Source organism: Nocardia sp. TBRC8007, assembly GCF_056629435.1.
On sequence record NZ_JBWSOR010000006.1, the window covers coordinates 1 to 15,741 of the forward strand.

Annotated in this window: 13 protein-coding genes; 5 read left to right on the forward strand and 8 right to left on the reverse strand. The window is 62.8% G+C overall.

The features are described 5' to 3' along the window. Both nrdF and cutA read left to right on the forward strand, forming a co-directional pair. Window positions 1-948 (forward strand): class 1b ribonucleoside-diphosphate reductase subunit beta (nrdF, locus tag ACX4ZE_RS08390; protein WP_480272763.1); only part of this gene is annotated, 948 nt, incomplete at its 5' end. Between the two features lie 40 nt (window positions 949-988). After that, window positions 989-1,345 (forward strand): divalent-cation tolerance protein CutA, encoded by a 357-nt coding sequence (gene cutA / locus ACX4ZE_RS08395; protein ID WP_480272764.1) that lies wholly within the window; start codon window positions 989-991, stop codon window positions 1,343-1,345. 180 nt (window positions 1,346-1,525) lie between these two features. On the opposite strand, the gene ACX4ZE_RS08400 is transcribed toward cutA, so the two are convergent. Both ACX4ZE_RS08400 and mgtE read right to left on the reverse strand, forming a co-directional pair. Next, the gene (locus ACX4ZE_RS08400) at window positions 1,526-2,425 is read right to left on the reverse strand and encodes a haloalkane dehalogenase (RefSeq protein ID WP_480272765.1); all 900 of its coding nucleotides are present in this window, start codon (window positions 2,423-2,425) and stop codon (window positions 1,526-1,528) included. A gap of 93 nt (window positions 2,426-2,518) precedes the next feature. Next, the gene (gene mgtE, locus ACX4ZE_RS08405; protein WP_480272766.1) at window positions 2,519-3,886 is read right to left on the reverse strand and encodes a magnesium transporter; all 1,368 of its coding nucleotides are present in this window, start codon (window positions 3,884-3,886) and stop codon (window positions 2,519-2,521) included. A gap of 474 nt (window positions 3,887-4,360) precedes the next feature. Here mgtE and ACX4ZE_RS08410 point away from each other — a divergent pair, with 474 nt between their 5' ends. The 3 genes from ACX4ZE_RS08410 to ACX4ZE_RS08420 all read left to right on the forward strand — a co-directional run bounded on the left by ACX4ZE_RS08410 (window position 4,361) and on the right by ACX4ZE_RS08420 (window position 5,625). Continuing rightward, window positions 4,361-4,657 (forward strand): PIN domain-containing protein, encoded by a 297-nt coding sequence (locus ACX4ZE_RS08410; protein WP_480272767.1) that lies wholly within the window; start codon window positions 4,361-4,363, stop codon window positions 4,655-4,657. A 275-nt stretch (window positions 4,658-4,932) separates the two neighbouring features. Next, entirely contained in the window at window positions 4,933-5,361 is a 429-nt protein-coding gene (locus ACX4ZE_RS08415; RefSeq protein WP_480272768.1) for a YbaB/EbfC family nucleoid-associated protein, read from the forward strand. Between the two features lie 9 nt (window positions 5,362-5,370). Then, entirely contained in the window at window positions 5,371-5,625 is a 255-nt protein-coding gene (locus ACX4ZE_RS08420) for a hypothetical protein (RefSeq protein ID WP_480272769.1), read from the forward strand. 498 nt (window positions 5,626-6,123) lie between these two features. On the opposite strand, the gene brxL is transcribed toward ACX4ZE_RS08420, so the two are convergent. The 6 genes from brxL to ACX4ZE_RS08450 all read right to left on the reverse strand — a co-directional run bounded on the left by brxL (window position 6,124) and on the right by ACX4ZE_RS08450 (window position 15,738). Then, the gene (brxL, locus tag ACX4ZE_RS08425; RefSeq protein ID WP_480272770.1) at window positions 6,124-8,196 is read right to left on the reverse strand and encodes a BREX system Lon protease-like protein BrxL; all 2,073 of its coding nucleotides are present in this window, start codon (window positions 8,194-8,196) and stop codon (window positions 6,124-6,126) included. Beyond that, entirely contained in the window at window positions 8,193-8,972 is a 780-nt protein-coding gene (locus ACX4ZE_RS08430) for a nucleotidyl transferase AbiEii/AbiGii toxin family protein (RefSeq protein ID WP_480272771.1), read from the reverse strand. The genes brxL and ACX4ZE_RS08430 overlap by 4 nt, the downstream gene beginning before the upstream one ends. Next, window positions 8,969-9,616, reverse strand: a complete 648-nt coding sequence (locus ACX4ZE_RS08435; RefSeq protein ID WP_480272772.1) for a type IV toxin-antitoxin system AbiEi family antitoxin domain-containing protein — start codon at window positions 9,614-9,616, stop codon at window positions 8,969-8,971. Before ACX4ZE_RS08435 ends, ACX4ZE_RS08430 begins: the two co-directional genes overlap by 4 nt. A 62-nt stretch (window positions 9,617-9,678) precedes the next feature. Next, window positions 9,679-12,207 carry a BREX-1 system phosphatase PglZ type A gene (pglZ, locus tag ACX4ZE_RS08440; RefSeq protein ID WP_480272773.1) on the reverse strand — a complete coding sequence of 843 codons (2,529 nt, stop codon included), beginning with the start codon at window positions 12,205-12,207 and terminating at the stop codon, window positions 9,679-9,681. Beyond that, window positions 12,204-15,398 (reverse strand): BREX-1 system adenine-specific DNA-methyltransferase PglX, encoded by a 3,195-nt coding sequence (gene pglX / locus ACX4ZE_RS08445; RefSeq protein WP_480272774.1) that lies wholly within the window; start codon window positions 15,396-15,398, stop codon window positions 12,204-12,206. The genes pglZ and pglX overlap by 4 nt, the downstream gene beginning before the upstream one ends. Beyond that, window positions 15,325-15,738, reverse strand: a complete 414-nt coding sequence (locus ACX4ZE_RS08450) for a hypothetical protein (RefSeq protein ID WP_480272775.1) — start codon at window positions 15,736-15,738, stop codon at window positions 15,325-15,327. Before ACX4ZE_RS08450 ends, pglX begins: the two co-directional genes overlap by 74 nt. Window positions 15,739-15,741: the final 3 nt, after the last annotated feature.

A 15,741-nucleotide genomic window follows, 5' to 3' on the forward strand; every position in this document is an offset into this window, starting at 1 on the left:
CGGGTGTCGGCCATCAACTGGAATCGGGTGCCCGATGAGAAGGACGCCGAAGTCTGGGACAGACTGACCGGCAACTTCTGGCTGCCGGAGAAAGTTCCGGTCTCCAATGACATTCCTTCGTGGAACACCCTGACCGCAGAAGAGAAACAGCTGACCATGCGGGTCTTCACCGGTCTCACCCTGCTGGATACCATCCAAGGCACGGTCGGTGCGGTGAGCCTGATCCCGGACGCGCTGACCCCGCACGAAGAGGCAGTGCTGACCAATATCGCGTTCATGGAGTCGGTACATGCCAAAAGCTACAGTTCGATCTTCTCCACACTGTGTTCCACTCGCGAGATCGACGAAGCGTTCCGCTGGTCGGAGGAGAACCGCAACCTCCAACGCAAGGCGGAAATCGTACTGAAGTACTACAACGGCGATCACCCGCTTCAGCGCAAAGTCGCCTCGACACTGCTGGAGAGTTTCCTGTTCTACTCCGGTTTCTACCTGCCGATGCACTGGTCGTCACGGGCCAAGCTCACCAACACCGCCGACATGATCCGGCTGATCATCCGGGACGAAGCCGTCCACGGCTACTACATCGGCTACAAGTACCAGAAGGGCCTGGAGCTGGTCTCCGCCGTCGAGCGCGAGGAGCTCAAGAACTACACTTTCGAGCTGCTTTTCGAGCTCTACGACAACGAAGTCGACTACACCCAGGACCTCTACGATGAGGTCGGCCTCACCGAGGACGTCAAGAAATTCCTACGCTACAACGCCAACAAAGCACTGATGAACCTCGGCTACGAGGGCCTGTTCCCCAAAGACGAAACCGAAGTGAACCCGGCCATCCTCTCGGCCCTGTCCCCGAACGCCGACGAAAACCACGATTTCTTCTCTGGTTCCGGCTCCAGCTACGTCATCGGCAAGGCGGTCAATACCGAAGACGAGGACTGGGAGTTCTGAACGCCGTACGCCGACGCTGCGCGACGAGTACCCTGCAGCGGTGACTGATCACCACCCAGGCGAACTCGACGATACAGCCGACGAAATCGTGGATGTCTCGATCACTGCCGAGGATCCGGAGTGGCTGGCCGAGTTCACCCGCAAGCTCGTCGAGGACGAGCTTGCGGCGTGCGGCAATATCGTCGCCGGGGTCCGAGCCATCTACCGCTGGCAAGGCCGGATCCACGACGACGCCCAGGCGCTCGCCATTCTGCACACCCGCGCCGGCCTGGTGCCGACCATCATCGAACGGGCCGACGCCAAGCACCCCGACGAAACCCCACAGATCCTCGCGGTTCCCGTGATCGACAGTCACTCCGGCTACCGACAATGGGTTCTCGACTCCACTCGGAGCTGAACGCGAGATCCACACCTGGACAAGAGATTCGGGCCGGCCGAATATCCTATACATCCAGATAAGCGCATATTGCGCATGGACTACTGACCAATGGACAGACGTACCGGCGAGGAAATGAGAGCCCCCGACTGGTGGGATTGTATATCGCCGGTCTCCACCGGCTTCGTTCGCCGGGGCGAACTATCCGGTGGCAGTATCCGTTCTAATGAAGTCGATGATCCGCCGCGCCAATTCAGGTCCTTGATCTTCCTGCAGAAAGTGTCCCGCCCGCAACCGAGCGTGTGGCCGGTCGAGCGCACCGGGCACCTGCCGCTGCAGCGCCGCGTCAGCTTTGCCCAGGATGGGATCACGGGTGCCGAATAAGGTGAGAAACGGCTTCTCCCACCGGCCGAGCGCATCCCAGGCCGCCCGGTTGGCCGGCACCGCGGGGTTGTGTTCATCGGTGGGTACCAACTGCGGGAACGCCCGTGCGCCCGCCATGTGGCGACGGGACGGGAAGGGCGCGTTGTAGGCGGCGAGCTCAGTTTTGTCGAGCTTGCGTACGGTGCCGGTATCGACGATGCGTCCGATCGGAAACAGGGGCGACCAGCGAGCGAACGCCTGCCAGATCTTGAACGCGGGGGACGCGGGCTGCCGAGCGGTCGGCAGGAAGCCGTTGCCTACCACGATGCGGGCAAAGCGGTCCTGGTGCTCAGCGGCGACCCGCAACCCGATGAGTGAACCCCAATCCTGACAGAACAGGGTGATGTCACCGAGGTCGAGCACTTCGAGGAAACCTCGCATCCAATCGACGTGCCGCTGATAAGTGTAGTCCGAGATACGCACCGGTTTGTCGGAGCGACCGAAGCCGATCAGATCCGGCGCTATCGTGCGATAACCCGCAGCGACCAGCGGCGGGATCATCGTGCGGTACAGGTAACTCCACGTAGGCTCACCATGCAGCAACAACACTACCGGTGCCTCTCGCGGCCCCTCGTCGACATAGGCCATGCGCAGTTGCCCGAGTTCCACATAATGCGGTTGATAGGGGAAGCCGGGCAGAGTCGCAAAGCGCTCGTCGGGGGTTCGCACTATTTCCATCGACACTCCTGATCTCGACTGGGTGCATCGCTGTTTCGCACTCGCTCATTCTGAGGTACGCCGACAGTTGAAGCCACTTCCCCCGCGGGCTTTTCAGATACCGAGAACCAGCTCAGCCATGGTGAAGTAGATGATCAAACCGGTGGCGTCGACCAGGGTGGTGACCATGGGAGCCGAGACAACCGCAGGATCGATCCGAAGTTTCTTCGCCAACAGTGGCATGGTGCCACCGATAGTGGCGGCCCAGCTACAGATCAGAATCAACGTGATGCCGACAACCAGAGCGATGCGCGGATCAACGAACAGGGCGCCGATCGCCAGCCCCACAGCGGCAAGCAACGACCCGAGCACCAGACCGACCCGGCATTCCCGCCAGATCACCCGGAACAGATCCGATGCCCTGACCTCGCCGACCGCCACCGCGCGCACGCAGGCGGTGGCGGCCTGCGCACCCGCGTTGCCGCCCGCGCCGATCAGCAGCGGAATGAACAGTGCCAGGCCTGCGGCCTGCTCCAGAGTGTCTTCGAAGAAGTCTGTCACTGTGACCGTCAAAGTCGCCGCGAGTAGCAACAACAACAGCCACAGTGCCCGGTAACGGGCCAACTGAAGCACTCGGGCAGCCATGTAGTGGCCCTCCCACGGCGTGGAACCCGCCTGGAGCGCGACATCCTCGCTGTCGGCGGCCTCGATTACCTCGACCGCGTCATCAATGGTAAGCAGTCCGACCAGCCTGCCCTCACTGTCCACCACCGGCAGGTTGATGTCATTGGTCTCGCGCATCAACCGGGCGGCCTGCTCCGCAGAATCGGTGGCGCGCGCGCAGGCGGGCTCGGTGACGATCAACTCCGACACCATGGTTTCCGGCTTACTCAGTACCAGATCTCGCAGTTCGACGATGCCGATCAGACTCCTGCCTCCGTCGACGACCGGCAGCGTATACACCGTCTCGGCATTGCCGCCCTCGGCGCGCACCATCGCCAAGGCCTCGGCAACGGTGAGGTCGCACGGCAGCGCCACCACCTCGGGCGTCATGTACTGGCCTGCGGAATTCTCCGGGTAGCCGAGCAGGCTCGCGGTCATCCGTCGCTCCCTCGGGCCCAACCCGGCCAGCGCCCTTTTGGCGAACTTGGCGGGCGCCTCACGCAGCATGCGGGCCCGGTCGTCGGGCGCCATGCCCACGATCAGGTCGTGGAAGCTCTGATCCCGCAGTCCTTGCAGGATCTGCTGCTGATCCACCGGATCGAGCTCTTCGAAGACGGCCAGCGCCAGGTCTTTGTCGAGCAACCGGAACGCCATCCCCGACCGCACCGCGTCCATCCGGGCAAGCTGGTCGGCAATGACATGCGGCGGATGGTTGCCGAGCCAGTCCAGCGCGGCATCCACCCGATGGCTTTCAATGATGTCCTGCAGGGATTCGGACAGCGTCCGCGGACGTACTTCGATAATGTCGGTCTGCGACATGGGAGGACCTCGGCACATGCATGAGTGGACAACAAGCGTGCAAGTCACACCGCAGGCGCCTACCCTTGCCGTTGCGAACCGGTCAAGCCGTCGCGAACTGATCAGACGTGTACAGGGGTGGCGCCGCGCGGCCTTCGACTGGGAGGTTCGCCGCGCATCGCAGCCCCACCTCCTTCTCATCACCACGAACTGTGGCGACCCACACCTCTCGAGGAAACACCGAGAGAACCCGAAAACGTCCTCGTGCAGAATACACGCCCCGCAGCATCAGCGCTCGATCCTGTCCGCACCGCAATCACGAATCGCGGCGACAGCAAGCTCGGCCTCCCCTGACCATACGGCACCCCGTCGGAAACCAGAGGCACCCACGCGAGTGGAATGGTGGTCGCAGCCTTCCAGGCAGCCGCCATTTCACTCCCTTCGACGCGACTTCTCCCTATGAATTGCGCCGCAACGACGAACAAGACTCCTACGATGAGCACGTCGAGCGCACGCCGCCTGGATGTGCTCCAACGCACCGAGAACGAGTTCGATCCGATCCCTTTCGGCGCGGAAGCCGCGAGAATCTACGGCCGGGACTGCGCAGGCGTTGTCAGTGTCGGACGCGAACCTCGCCGTAGAGTCGCCGATCTGATGATCGCTGCTGTGGCCATCGCCGAAGAACTACCGTTGTTCACCACGAATCCGAACGATTTCCGCGGATTGAACGAACTGCTCGCCGTCGTCGCTGTGGCACGACCCGATGTACCGAGTAGCCGACCACTCCGCTGATTACATCGATTCTGAAAGTTTGCCGGGCAACCAGCGATCACGCACGCGGAGACTTGTTCAAAACTCCCGCACGATCGCTCTTCGGGCCATTTCCATGCGGATATCCCGACTGCGCCACACCAACCACAGCCTAGCCGCCGGAAGCAGCGCCGAAGGTGCGAATCTCGATTACTCGGCCGCGAACCCGCTGAGCCGAGGGTCAGCTCCCGAGAAACCTCATGTATCACGATGACCTGCTACCGTTCTCGCAGAAGCGAATAAGGGATGAGGGGGCTATGGCCGAAGACGCCGAAGAGTTGGCCGCGCGGATCACACGGATCAACGAGGCGACCGAACAGGTACGGGGGCATGCGCGATCCACGGATGGGACCGTCTACATAGAGACCGATACGCGCGGAGCCATCACCGACATCCAGCTCTCGCCCTATGCGTTCGAAAACGGTGCGGACCGGTTGGCCGCGCTCATCGCCGATCGGCATCGGGTCGCATACCGGAATGCCGAAGCCGAAGCAGAACGGATCTTCACGGAATTGGCGCGGGAAAGCTCCTACGGAAACATTCGGCCCCGCAATCCTCAGCCGGAAAATAGCATATCGCAGTTTTCGGAACCGACGACCAGACAGCCCTGGTCGTTCGCCCCGCCGAACCGGCGGCACGAAGAGGCGGGGCATGGTCCTGCCGGTGGCCACGAGTATGTCATCTGAGACAGTCCGATGTTCGAAGTCGATCCGATAAGAATTCGCGAGCTCGCCGACCAGGTGCGCGGACGATCGGAAACCATCGCGAGCAAGGTGCCGGTGGCAGTCCCCGCCCGTGATGAGGCCCGTAAGCAAGCGCCGGAACCGTTCACACTTACCCGAGCCCAGGAGACGCTGGAAACTCTCGACGAGGTGCTGAAGTTCCATGCCACTCGGATATCCGGGCTCGCGGATATGTTGAACCGAGCAGCCACGGAATACGAAGAGTAAGACCGGCAGCGGGCAGATCAATTCCATCGGATCGAACCGAGATGACTGAAGCAAAACCGCTATTGATCTCAATGGTGCTGGACTGGGACCTCGCCCCCGCCAGGGAAACGGCCACAGCACTTTCCCACACCGCCACGGAGCTCGAAGAGGAAATCGACACCGTAGCGCGCGGTCGGCGACTCGCAGCCGTACTTCGACAGCACGGCAGGCGATTCAGCGCGTCAGCGCGCTCAGAGCGACCGCAAGGACGCGCTGACCACTGTCGACATCTATCAGGGGATATCAGGCGCGTACGCCCGCGCCGCCTCACTCAAGGTTGACACAGAGGGCACCCCAGCCGAGCGCCTGCGTGATCTACTCACCATCCAACACCAGCAGTGTTGCGACGCCCCCTTGAATTCAGGATTTGGATCCGTTTGCACATGAATTTCCGCAGCGACACATCGGGGTGCGAGAAAGCCTACCCGCCGAGAGTCCGTTCGCTCTGAGTCGCTGTCGCTACGATCGCAAGTATGTGATCGTGCACGCCTTTGTCCGCCTACGATCCTGCCGTTTCAGCCGGATATCGAAGTTGCTCTTCTTCGTGAACGGCTGGAAGATGTCGAGACCGCGCCCAAGGAGGATACGCCATCCAGTGTCAGTGGTAATTTGACGATCGTGCAGGCCCTTCTCGAAAGCGCAGGTGAACTCGACCCCGACCTCCGCAACGGCGTCCTTGATGTCGGACAGACCCAGGAGCTGCGTCTCCGCTCGCTCGGTTTCCTCGGTTGTGCGTAAGTGCACCGCGATTGTCTCCTCCGCGGGCTTGGTGGCCACGATGTCGACGAGTAATTCATGAAAGTTGCGCAGCTGGTGGGGTGCGCGAATGTAGGGGTCGACGATCTCTATCGACGTGGCTCCGTGGAGATAGGGAATAAGTAACGTCTCGAACGAATAGCCCAGCGCATTGTCGGGGACGTCGAGTGCGCCAGTACGCAGCGTATCCGGTAGCGAGGTCTCGGACACGGGCTGCGCCGAAGTTGACAGTTCGGCTGCATTCCCCTCCGACGCGGCACTTTCACCGGTCGTGCGGTGGTACAGATGTGGGAAATCGAGTTCCTCCTGGGTTCGCACGGCCTTCCAGGTGCCTGCGGCATCCTTGTACCCGAAGCGGACGGCATCCATGGTCCGGTCGATACGCAGGATCTGATCCTTTACGCGCTTGCGTCCTTCGATCGCGAACCGGAGCAACTTCTCTATCTCGGCAGTCGTCGCATCACGATGGGGATAGATCAGCTTCATTAGACCTGAGAACGTCTTGCGGACGCCGTCGCGGTCACGTGTCGAGATGTCCTCGGACAGTACGAAGTCAGGCGTGTACGCGTCGGAGAAGTCTCGGGTCCGTAGGTGGCGCAATGCCTCGGCGAGGTAGTCGACGACGAATCCGTACCCGTCGGTGAACAGTTCTCGCCGGATGATCTCGACCTCCCAGCCGGGGAGGTAGCAATGGAGTCGATCCAGGTATGCAGCGTCGTAATAGGATTCCGGTAGCACCTCGAACAGGTCGGACTGCGCAAGCATCGTCTGCGCAGGCCGAGAGGTGTTGCCGATGAACACCATCGACGCCTCCGCGGGAATGGTTTCGACACCGCGGGAGAACGTCTTGTTCGCCATGTAGTTCTTCATGATGTCGACGAGTGCCTTGTCTACGCGCTTCTGCCCGGCGAACTCATCGAAGGCGACGACGTCCCAGAACCCCACGAGACCGATGCGGCCATTGGCATTGTTGACGAACAGCTTCGGAACAGTGACCTCGCCGCCGGAGATGAGCATTCCGTGCGGGGAGAACTCCGAGTAGACGTGCGATTTGCCGGTGCCCTTGGGGCCGAGCTCGACCAGGTTGTAATTACGCTCGACGAAGGGGATCAGCCGAATCAGCTGCAGCAGCTTGCCGCGCGGCGAGAGCCGCTCCGGATCGAACCCGATGCTCTGCACGAGCAGGTCGATCCATTCCTCGGTGGTGAATCGCGCGCGGGCGGCAAGGTAGCGGACGACGTCGAATTGGCCGAGCTGAATCGGCTTGAGTCCCGCGATGATCCAGCGGTCATCATGCGAATCACCGGGTGAGTACTCGATGTCGACCATGCACCACACGCCACCGGTGAGGAGCTTGGGATGCTGCTTGACGGTCCGGTCGTCGATGGGCACCGCCTTCAAGCCCAGGTTGGAGAACGACGCGGTGTGGATGTCCCTTCGGTCGTCGAGGACGACCGAAACCTTGTCGATCACCCTGTGCCTGCCACGGTCGCGGATCGTCGACTTCACGAGTTCCGCTTCGCCGCGATGCACGTAGTGCTGGGCGAGGATGTTGCGCACGCTCTCGATACCGGCGTCGATCGTCGCCTCGTCGTCGGTGGCACAGTACTGGGCGAGGAGGAACTCGAGCACATAGCCGGGGACGACGGCGTTGCCGCGTACACGGCCTACCAGGTCCTTACGGACGACCAGTCCGGGGAACTCGGCGTTGGCCTTGCCATCCAGGGCAGTGATCCGGGGCTGCGCGGCTGGTGTGTCGTCTACGAGGTCGGTCACAGTTCTTCGTCTCCCTGCTCGATGTCGTGGTCGGTTGCGCGTGCCCACGCGTCCCGGACAGTCGTGAGTGCCGTTGTCGCTGTCACCGTCAGGCGAGTTTGGCCGGCCAGCTGCGATACCCAGTCGTCCTCGTTCGGCGGCCGGTCGAACAGGTGACCACTGGGCGGCCTGTTGGTCGGCCCGTGTCGCTTGAACAGACTGGAGGCCTCCGTGTCGATGGCTTCGATTCCGGCAAGCGCCCACAGGTCCCACAGGTCACGCGACGCGCGCCGATCGTGCCAGGTTGCGGTCTTCGCGGCGGCGAAGGCGGGCAGCGTGAGTACCGACATCCGTGCCGGCGGCGCGCCGCTGTAGCGCTGTTCGAGCACACGAAGCTCCGTCGGCCACACCACTCGATCCCGAGAGGACAGCAACTGGATCTTGACGGACAGCCCACTGCCTGTGCGGAGGTTGGCTGCCTCGGTGTCACGAACAGCAGCCAGACTGGGCTCCCAGGACAGGCGACCATGGCTGCGCGCAACCGCTCGGGGGAGCGCGGCGTCGATTTCGGTGGCCAGCTCGGTACGGTTGCCGAGGGCGACGAGGTCGATGTCCTCGCTGAGGCGCCCATTCGCAAGGTGAGTGCGTGCGAGCGCGGTGCCACCGATGAAGTGGAGTCGATCCGCGAAGCGGCCGGAAAGCGCCGCAAGAAGGTGGGAGATGAGGTAATCACGTTCCACCTGCTCCGGCGGTACTCCGAACCGTGCTGCGACGGTGTCACGTTCGTCGAGATTCACGACTGCGCTCCCGCCCAGATCTCGGCTCGGCGCAACGCGGCGACGAGCCGCTGCGGTTCCGCAAGCTGCTCGAGCCGTTCAGGATCACTGCGACGGTAAAGCGCAGTGATCGCGGCGGGGACGTCCGTCTCCGCATTGCCGAGAAGCGGTCGTCGGGCTAGGTCGAGCACTGTTTGTTCGGGTGTTGTGGCCAAGACAGGGCCGAGCGATGTCTCCACGCGTTCGGCGTCGAGTGCCTCGGTGTCTCGTCGCACGAATCGAATGGTGGCGAGGCGGTCGGACAGTGCGATCGGCCTATGCTGGCTGGGAACGGCGACCACTGCCGTGGCCAGCGCCCGAGGGATCGCACCGAGCAGGCGGGCCGCGCTGACGCCCATCACTACTACACGGTCGGCCCCATAGATCGCCGAAGCAATCCCCGCAGCAGCGGCTTCGAGACCGGGCAGCCACGGACGTCCCACCTGGGCCTGCGGTACGACGATGTAGTAGCCGTGGGCCACTCGGTGCAGGATGCCCCGGTCGGCTAGCCGCGCCAGCTCGGGACGAGGGTGGGCGTACACGTCGGCGGCGTCCTGCGGGCGGACGGTTCGCAGGGTGAACCGCGCCAGCTCGGCTGGCAGTGGTGTCCCGCGCACCTGCTCCACAGCTCCCCTTTGCTACGCGTTTCGTAGGCCCCTACCCTACGAAACGCGTACTGAATTGGCAATCATAGCGGGTCGAAGAACCCGCCGAATCCGCGCTGCAGGGACGCGGTGGTGTGACGGTACTCGGTGCGGGTGCCATTGGCGAGCTCGTCGGCACGGATGTACACCAGCTTTCCGTTGAAACCCTCAGCGGCCTCGTTCAGCACGAGTTCGACGGTGCGGCTCCGATCCCGCAGGTCCTCAGCTGTGCTGTCCACGACCACGGTCCGCTCCCCCGACAACGCTGTCCCGTCCTCGGCATACACGCCGATGATCAGAGACCGCGCTCGGCGCTTGCCCGTGACCACCTCGCGCTGCAGCAAGGTGACGAGCACAGTGCTGGAGGTGATGGTAGGACTGCTGACGTTGACGTCGACGGTGACCTTGCTGGTTTCTTTGCTGCGGGACCGGGCCAGTGTCACCAGCGGCACCACAATCTCCTGCAGAGTGGCACCACCGTGCACGTACTGGTAGCCGGCACCCTGCATCCGCAGCCGGTGCACCGCCCGCGGTACCTGCACCTGCAGGTCTCCGTCCAAGCCGAGTTGCGCGGCCGACCAGGTCGTGAACGCTGGGTGTTCCCGCAGGCCGCGGCCGAGTACGTAGCGGCGGGTCCGGTCGACGATCTGCTCGCCGTGCGCGACTTCACTGAGGAAGTCGCCAGGTTCGAGGTCCGAGTCCTGGTAGAGGAAGCCGTGATCGGCGGTGACGAGGACCCGGCTGGCCCGGGTCTTGCCGCTGCCGAAACGTTTGATCACTCGCGCGATCTCCTCGATGGCCCGGTCGCATGCCTCCGGCGTCTGGTATGGGGCCTTGTGCCCGACAGTGTCGATAGCGTCGTGGTATATGACGACGGCGTCGTGAGCGGACCATAGCGCGGCGCGGTCGGTGGTGCTCATCGACATCACGGCCGCGTAGTCGACGGCCGCGGCGTTCACGCTTGCCCACAGGTCGTTCCGGGCGGGCAGCCCGGAGGTCGGGGCTCCGTCGGCGCGCACCGTGCCGTCGTCACGCAACTCGAGCCGGGTGTGCGGCAGCATCACGGCCATACCGAGTTGGGTGTACGACGGAAGCGGAGCGAGCCGAGGTTCGATGGTGGCGCTGAACCAGTCGTCGCCGTTCATCCGGGCGGCTAGTTCGACGCCGACCTCGTACCGCAGTGCGTCGGAGACGATGACGAGGGTCTTCGCCTTGGCGGGCAGGTCGTAGCGGGCGAATCCGCGGAGTCGTTCGATACCGGGGACGTTCCACTCGTCGAGGATGTCGACCTGCTGTTGCCAGGCTTGCGCGAGGGGTCGCTGATAGTCGTGAACGTACCGGTGTTCGACGCGGTCGGCGAGGCCGCCGGGCAGGTCGGTCTCGGCACGATTGCGGTGGTGGCGGAACCTCCGGTAGGCGCCGTCGATGCTCGACCAGGTCTCGGCGTAGCTGCGGATGCCGTCGGCGGGGTCGGCGATGACGGGCGCGAATGTTTCGATCCGGCTGAGGCAGTCGGACGCCGCGGCAAGCGCCAGGTAGCCGTGCCGATATTCGTCGTACCAGGTGGTGGTGGAGCGAGTTCGGACCAGTTCGGTGATCCGGGCGGGAGACAGTCCTCGGTCGAGTATGGCGGCGGCGAGGGAATGGATAACGGCGACGTCTACGAGCGGAAACACGTCGCGAATGGCGAGGTCCTCGACGGGCGGCGGATCGGCGCGGAGGCGTTCGCCGATGTTGAGATCCGCCTGGGCGCGTTGGGCGAGAGCAGTGAAGACGCGGCGCAGCTGACGGTCGTCGCGGAGGCGTTCGAAGTCGATGCGCGCAGGATTGCGCGCATCGGGCCAGCCACGCCAGGCTTGGTCGAACAGCCAGGTGGCGAGGCCTGCGACGGAGGATTCAGCGGCACTGTAGCCGTAGATCTTCGCGCACCCCGTCCACAGGTAGGCGGTGAGCCCATGTTTCCGCAGTGTCTCGTATCCCTCGGACCGGTCGGCGACGTGCTCGTCGAGCAGATACTCGATAATGCGGTGCAATCGGTGGCCGTCGAGGTCGAGGACAGCGGCACTCATGAAGGCGCGCAACATATCGGATAGTCTGTCCACCGATAGATCCGGTGGCAGGTCCACGATTTGCTCGCGGATGCGGTCGGTTCGGTGTGTGTCTTCGAAGACACTCAGGTGAGCCGCGATGACATCCGCGACACCGCGGTCGGCGAGTCCGAGGTCGTGGACGAGGATCGCAGTGGTGTCGGCGGTGAAGATGCCGTAGCCGACTTCGAGGTCGAGCAGCCAATTCTCGCGCAGTGCCGGTGGCGGGCCGGTGCGGTACACGAGGTGGCGCACAGTTTCGGAGGATTTGGCGTCGAGTGCGGTGTAGACGCAATGTTTGATGCCGAGCTCGTTGCCGTCCACGCGGTGCACGGTCAGGTCAAGACCGTGTTCAGCGATCGCCTCGGTGATCGTATCGAGGTGCGGGGCGTAGTCGCCGTCGACGTCGCGCCAGGTGAGCACCGGAGTGTCAACGAAGCGATCGACGAGCAGCTCGGCGATGCGCCCAACGGGTGCGGCGCTCACAGTCCGGCCACCTTCCGCAGCACGTCCTGCAGCTTCGGGTAGTTCTTCTTGACGCCGTCGTCGAGGTCGAGCTTCACTTCCGCGGTCGACAGCGGGAAAAGCTTGGTGGTGATCCATTCCCGGATCTCGCGGCGTTGTGTCGTGAGTAGGTCCCGTTCCTTGCTGAGCTTCGTCGCCTCCGCCTTGCCTGCGGTGGGCAGGGCGTGCTCGATGGTTTCGAGGCGCGCCTGCTGCTTGTCGGTCATCTGGTTGGCATAGTTCTCACGGATCAGGCCGAGGGTGGCGGGTGTGTAGCGGTGCAGGTAGAAGAGCGCGTTGAAACCCTTCTCGGTCTTGCTGTTCGACGACACCTGCCAGTAGATGGGCCGCTTCGAGTACATCTTGACGTGGTCGTTGTAAAAGTCCTTGAGAAAGTAGTCGCGCAGCGACTTTCGCTTCCCGGAGCCGAGTGCGTACTCGAGCCATGCAACATTCGCTTCGACGTTCTCCTTGCCGAATGCGACAGCCAGGAACTCCCTCATCCTGGCGACGATGTCGTCCTCGAAATAATGCTCTGCGGTGATGGGGACGATCCCGTCGGCGTCGGGCCGGAACTGCGCGTTCGGTACCTTCTCATCGAAGTCGGCTATGGTCGCGGCGGCATCGGCGAGTACCAGCCCGGGCTTGTCGAGGCTGTAACGGCCCATCATGCAGCCGACTGCGTAGGAGATCAGCTCCCGTGCAAGGTCGAGATCGAACAGTGCTCGGTACTCGTCCTCGGTGCGCGTACCACCCTTCGTCGGCACGTACCGGAAGTACGGATTCTGAGTCAGAGAAATGCGACTGAGGGGAACCCCGCACTCAACCTCGTGTTCGAGTTCGTAGAGCTTCGCGAAGTAGCGGTTATTGGCCTCTTCCAACTCTCGGGCACGCTTCGTGCCTGCGAGTGCAGCATTCCAGCGGGAATCGGTGTGGGCTTCAAAAGATCCCGATCCCTGCGCGACCAGCGGGTTGACCTCGAATCCCCATGAGGTTTCGCTGTCGTTCCAGTCGGTCTTGAACATAGCCACGAGCTCATCGACGATAGGACCGACATATGTCGATTCAGCCGACAGCACAGGAAGATTGGAGATGTGTCCGACCTCAAAGTGCATCGCTGGGGAAAGTACCGCCAGCGCCTTTTCGGTCACAGCCGAGCCCATGAATCCGAGCAGAGTCGAAAGCTCGCTCTCGGAGGCGAAGACTGCCTGCCCGACGTGGCTGAAGATGAACTCGCTGGTGTAATAGCGAAAGGACGGCGCACCGATCGATACGTTTGACCAGGATACGCAGGGACGGAAGTAGCTCTCTGGGTTGCGGATAACAGAGCGTGGGCGGAAGTCCCATAACTCCTTACCGTCATCCTCCCAGTTAATGACGTAGTCTTGGTTCCCCCACCATTTTCGGAAAGGTCCGCCCTTATTGTGTGGGAACCACTTTCGGCCCGACTCCTTGGCCTCCAAGCGGCTGGACATGCCGAATCCCGTGCGGTCATGTGACACTTCGAACCATAGCCGAAGGAAATGGTCGTTGTTGGCGGTCGCCAGTCCCTGCCTCGGCGAGGCGAGGTCACCAAGCCGGGTGCCCTTCCCGAACGTCGCCTTCATTGCATCAGACAACCAGTACGCGATCGGTGCCCCAGGGATCAGATGGAAGTCGGACTGTCGGTTTTCAAAACGGTTGTACTCCGAATCGAGGAAGAGCCCTTCGATGATCTCCGGCTTGCGCACTTCGACATGCTCGGTGAACAGACGCCGATAGATTCCCTGGTAGCTGCTCGATGCAGGCGAGTTCGTGACCGCGAACGCGTCCGAGCCGAAGTCGGAGCCGAACAAGCCTCGACCGAGGTGTAGAAACGAGTCGATCGTCTGGGTTCGAAGGAACCAGTCTCGGAAAGCCGAAAAGGTCTTGAGAAACATCCAAGACGGCAGCACGATCATGCCCCAACGCCCAGAGTCGACGCACAGCTCAGAGGTCCGAACCATGAACCCAGTGAGCAGATCATTTTTCGCGACCGGATAGTTCTTCGCCATCCAGTTTTTGAGCAGTCCGCCCATGTTTCCGCTGCCCAGATAAGGCGGGTTGGCCACCACCACGTGATATTGGTTGTCCGCCAGCGCCCGCGCCTGCCTGCCAAGGACGCGAGCCTTTCCCATCAGTATGAACTCGAGTTCGCTGGCGATACCCTGCTCGGCGTCGGGCTCCTCGTAGCCCTGGATCGCGACCGCCAACGAGTCGACTGCTTCTGGATCGACACGGGTTAGCGAACCGAAGGTATCCGCATCCTTGAAAGAGTGCACCAACCGTGCCAGCTGCTCCCGCTTCTCAGGCGCAACGGCACCAGTGATGAGTTTCGTCTCCAACTCATCGAATTCCAACGCCGTGACACGCACTATGTCCGGCTGCACTGGCTGATCGTCGGCGACACGGCGAGTGAAGAATCGCCGATCTTTGTCGCGCGCCTTCATCGCCAGCGCAAAAGACGCGAGCTGCGCAGCGCGTTCGTCGATCTCGAGACCTCGCAGATTGTGGGTGAGGATCAGCTGCGGTATGGAACTCTTGCTGTATCCCTCCTCCTCGTAAATCCGAAAAAGCAGATCGAATGCGTAGGTGAGCATGTGCCCCGATCCACAGGCGGGGTCCAGTACCCGAATCTCCTCTGGCGAGGCCACGGTGACGCCTGTGTCATCCTGCCCTTCAATGGGATCGACGTAGTACCGCATGTGCTCGCACAGCGTGCTCGACGGTCGCGAGCGTAGCCAGAGCCGACCGAGGGTGTTTTCAACCAGATACCGCACAATCCAATGTGGGGTGAACAGCTGCGTGACCGCCGGCAGTTCCGCAGCGTCGATCGCGACATTGGAACCGTTGATCTGATCCTTGAGTTCGGAGTTGTAGAACTGATACAGCCAGCCCACTACCTCCACGTTCTCGCAGGCGGCGACGTCCATCACCTCGACGGCGCGGGCGCGCACGGATGTCGGCGCCAGCATGTCCAGCGGCGTGAGTAGCCGAATCCAGTCCACCGCCGCCGGGAACACCTCCGGCATCGGCTTGTGCCACGATGTGAACATCGCACTCAGCAACAGCGCGTACGCCTCAGCGTCCGGGTCGGTGGACGTTCGCTTCCCGATCAGCAGGTCCACCACCGAGGCCTGGACGTGCGACGGCACCTCGTCCGCGAACTCCCCCCGCCTGTGCGCGGGTGAGGATCTCCGGCAGCGCCGACGCGGACCCCGCTGCTGGGGACACGACCCCGAATGGACCCGAGAAGCCGTTCGCGTCCATATAGCGCGCGGCAGTCAGCCGGTTGAACCAGGTGTAGGCGGCAGTGTCCGACACCCAGGCGAGCCCGTGCTCATCGACGGCATCCCGCAACGCCCGCACGTCGCGCGGGTACTCGGCCGCGGCCTTCGGGTTGTCGAGGAGCTGCTTGGCCCGTCCCCGCATCTGCTCGATCAGCGTGGTTCGCGACGAGGTGGCGAAGGTTTTCAATGCGGCGGTGTTCTTCATCGT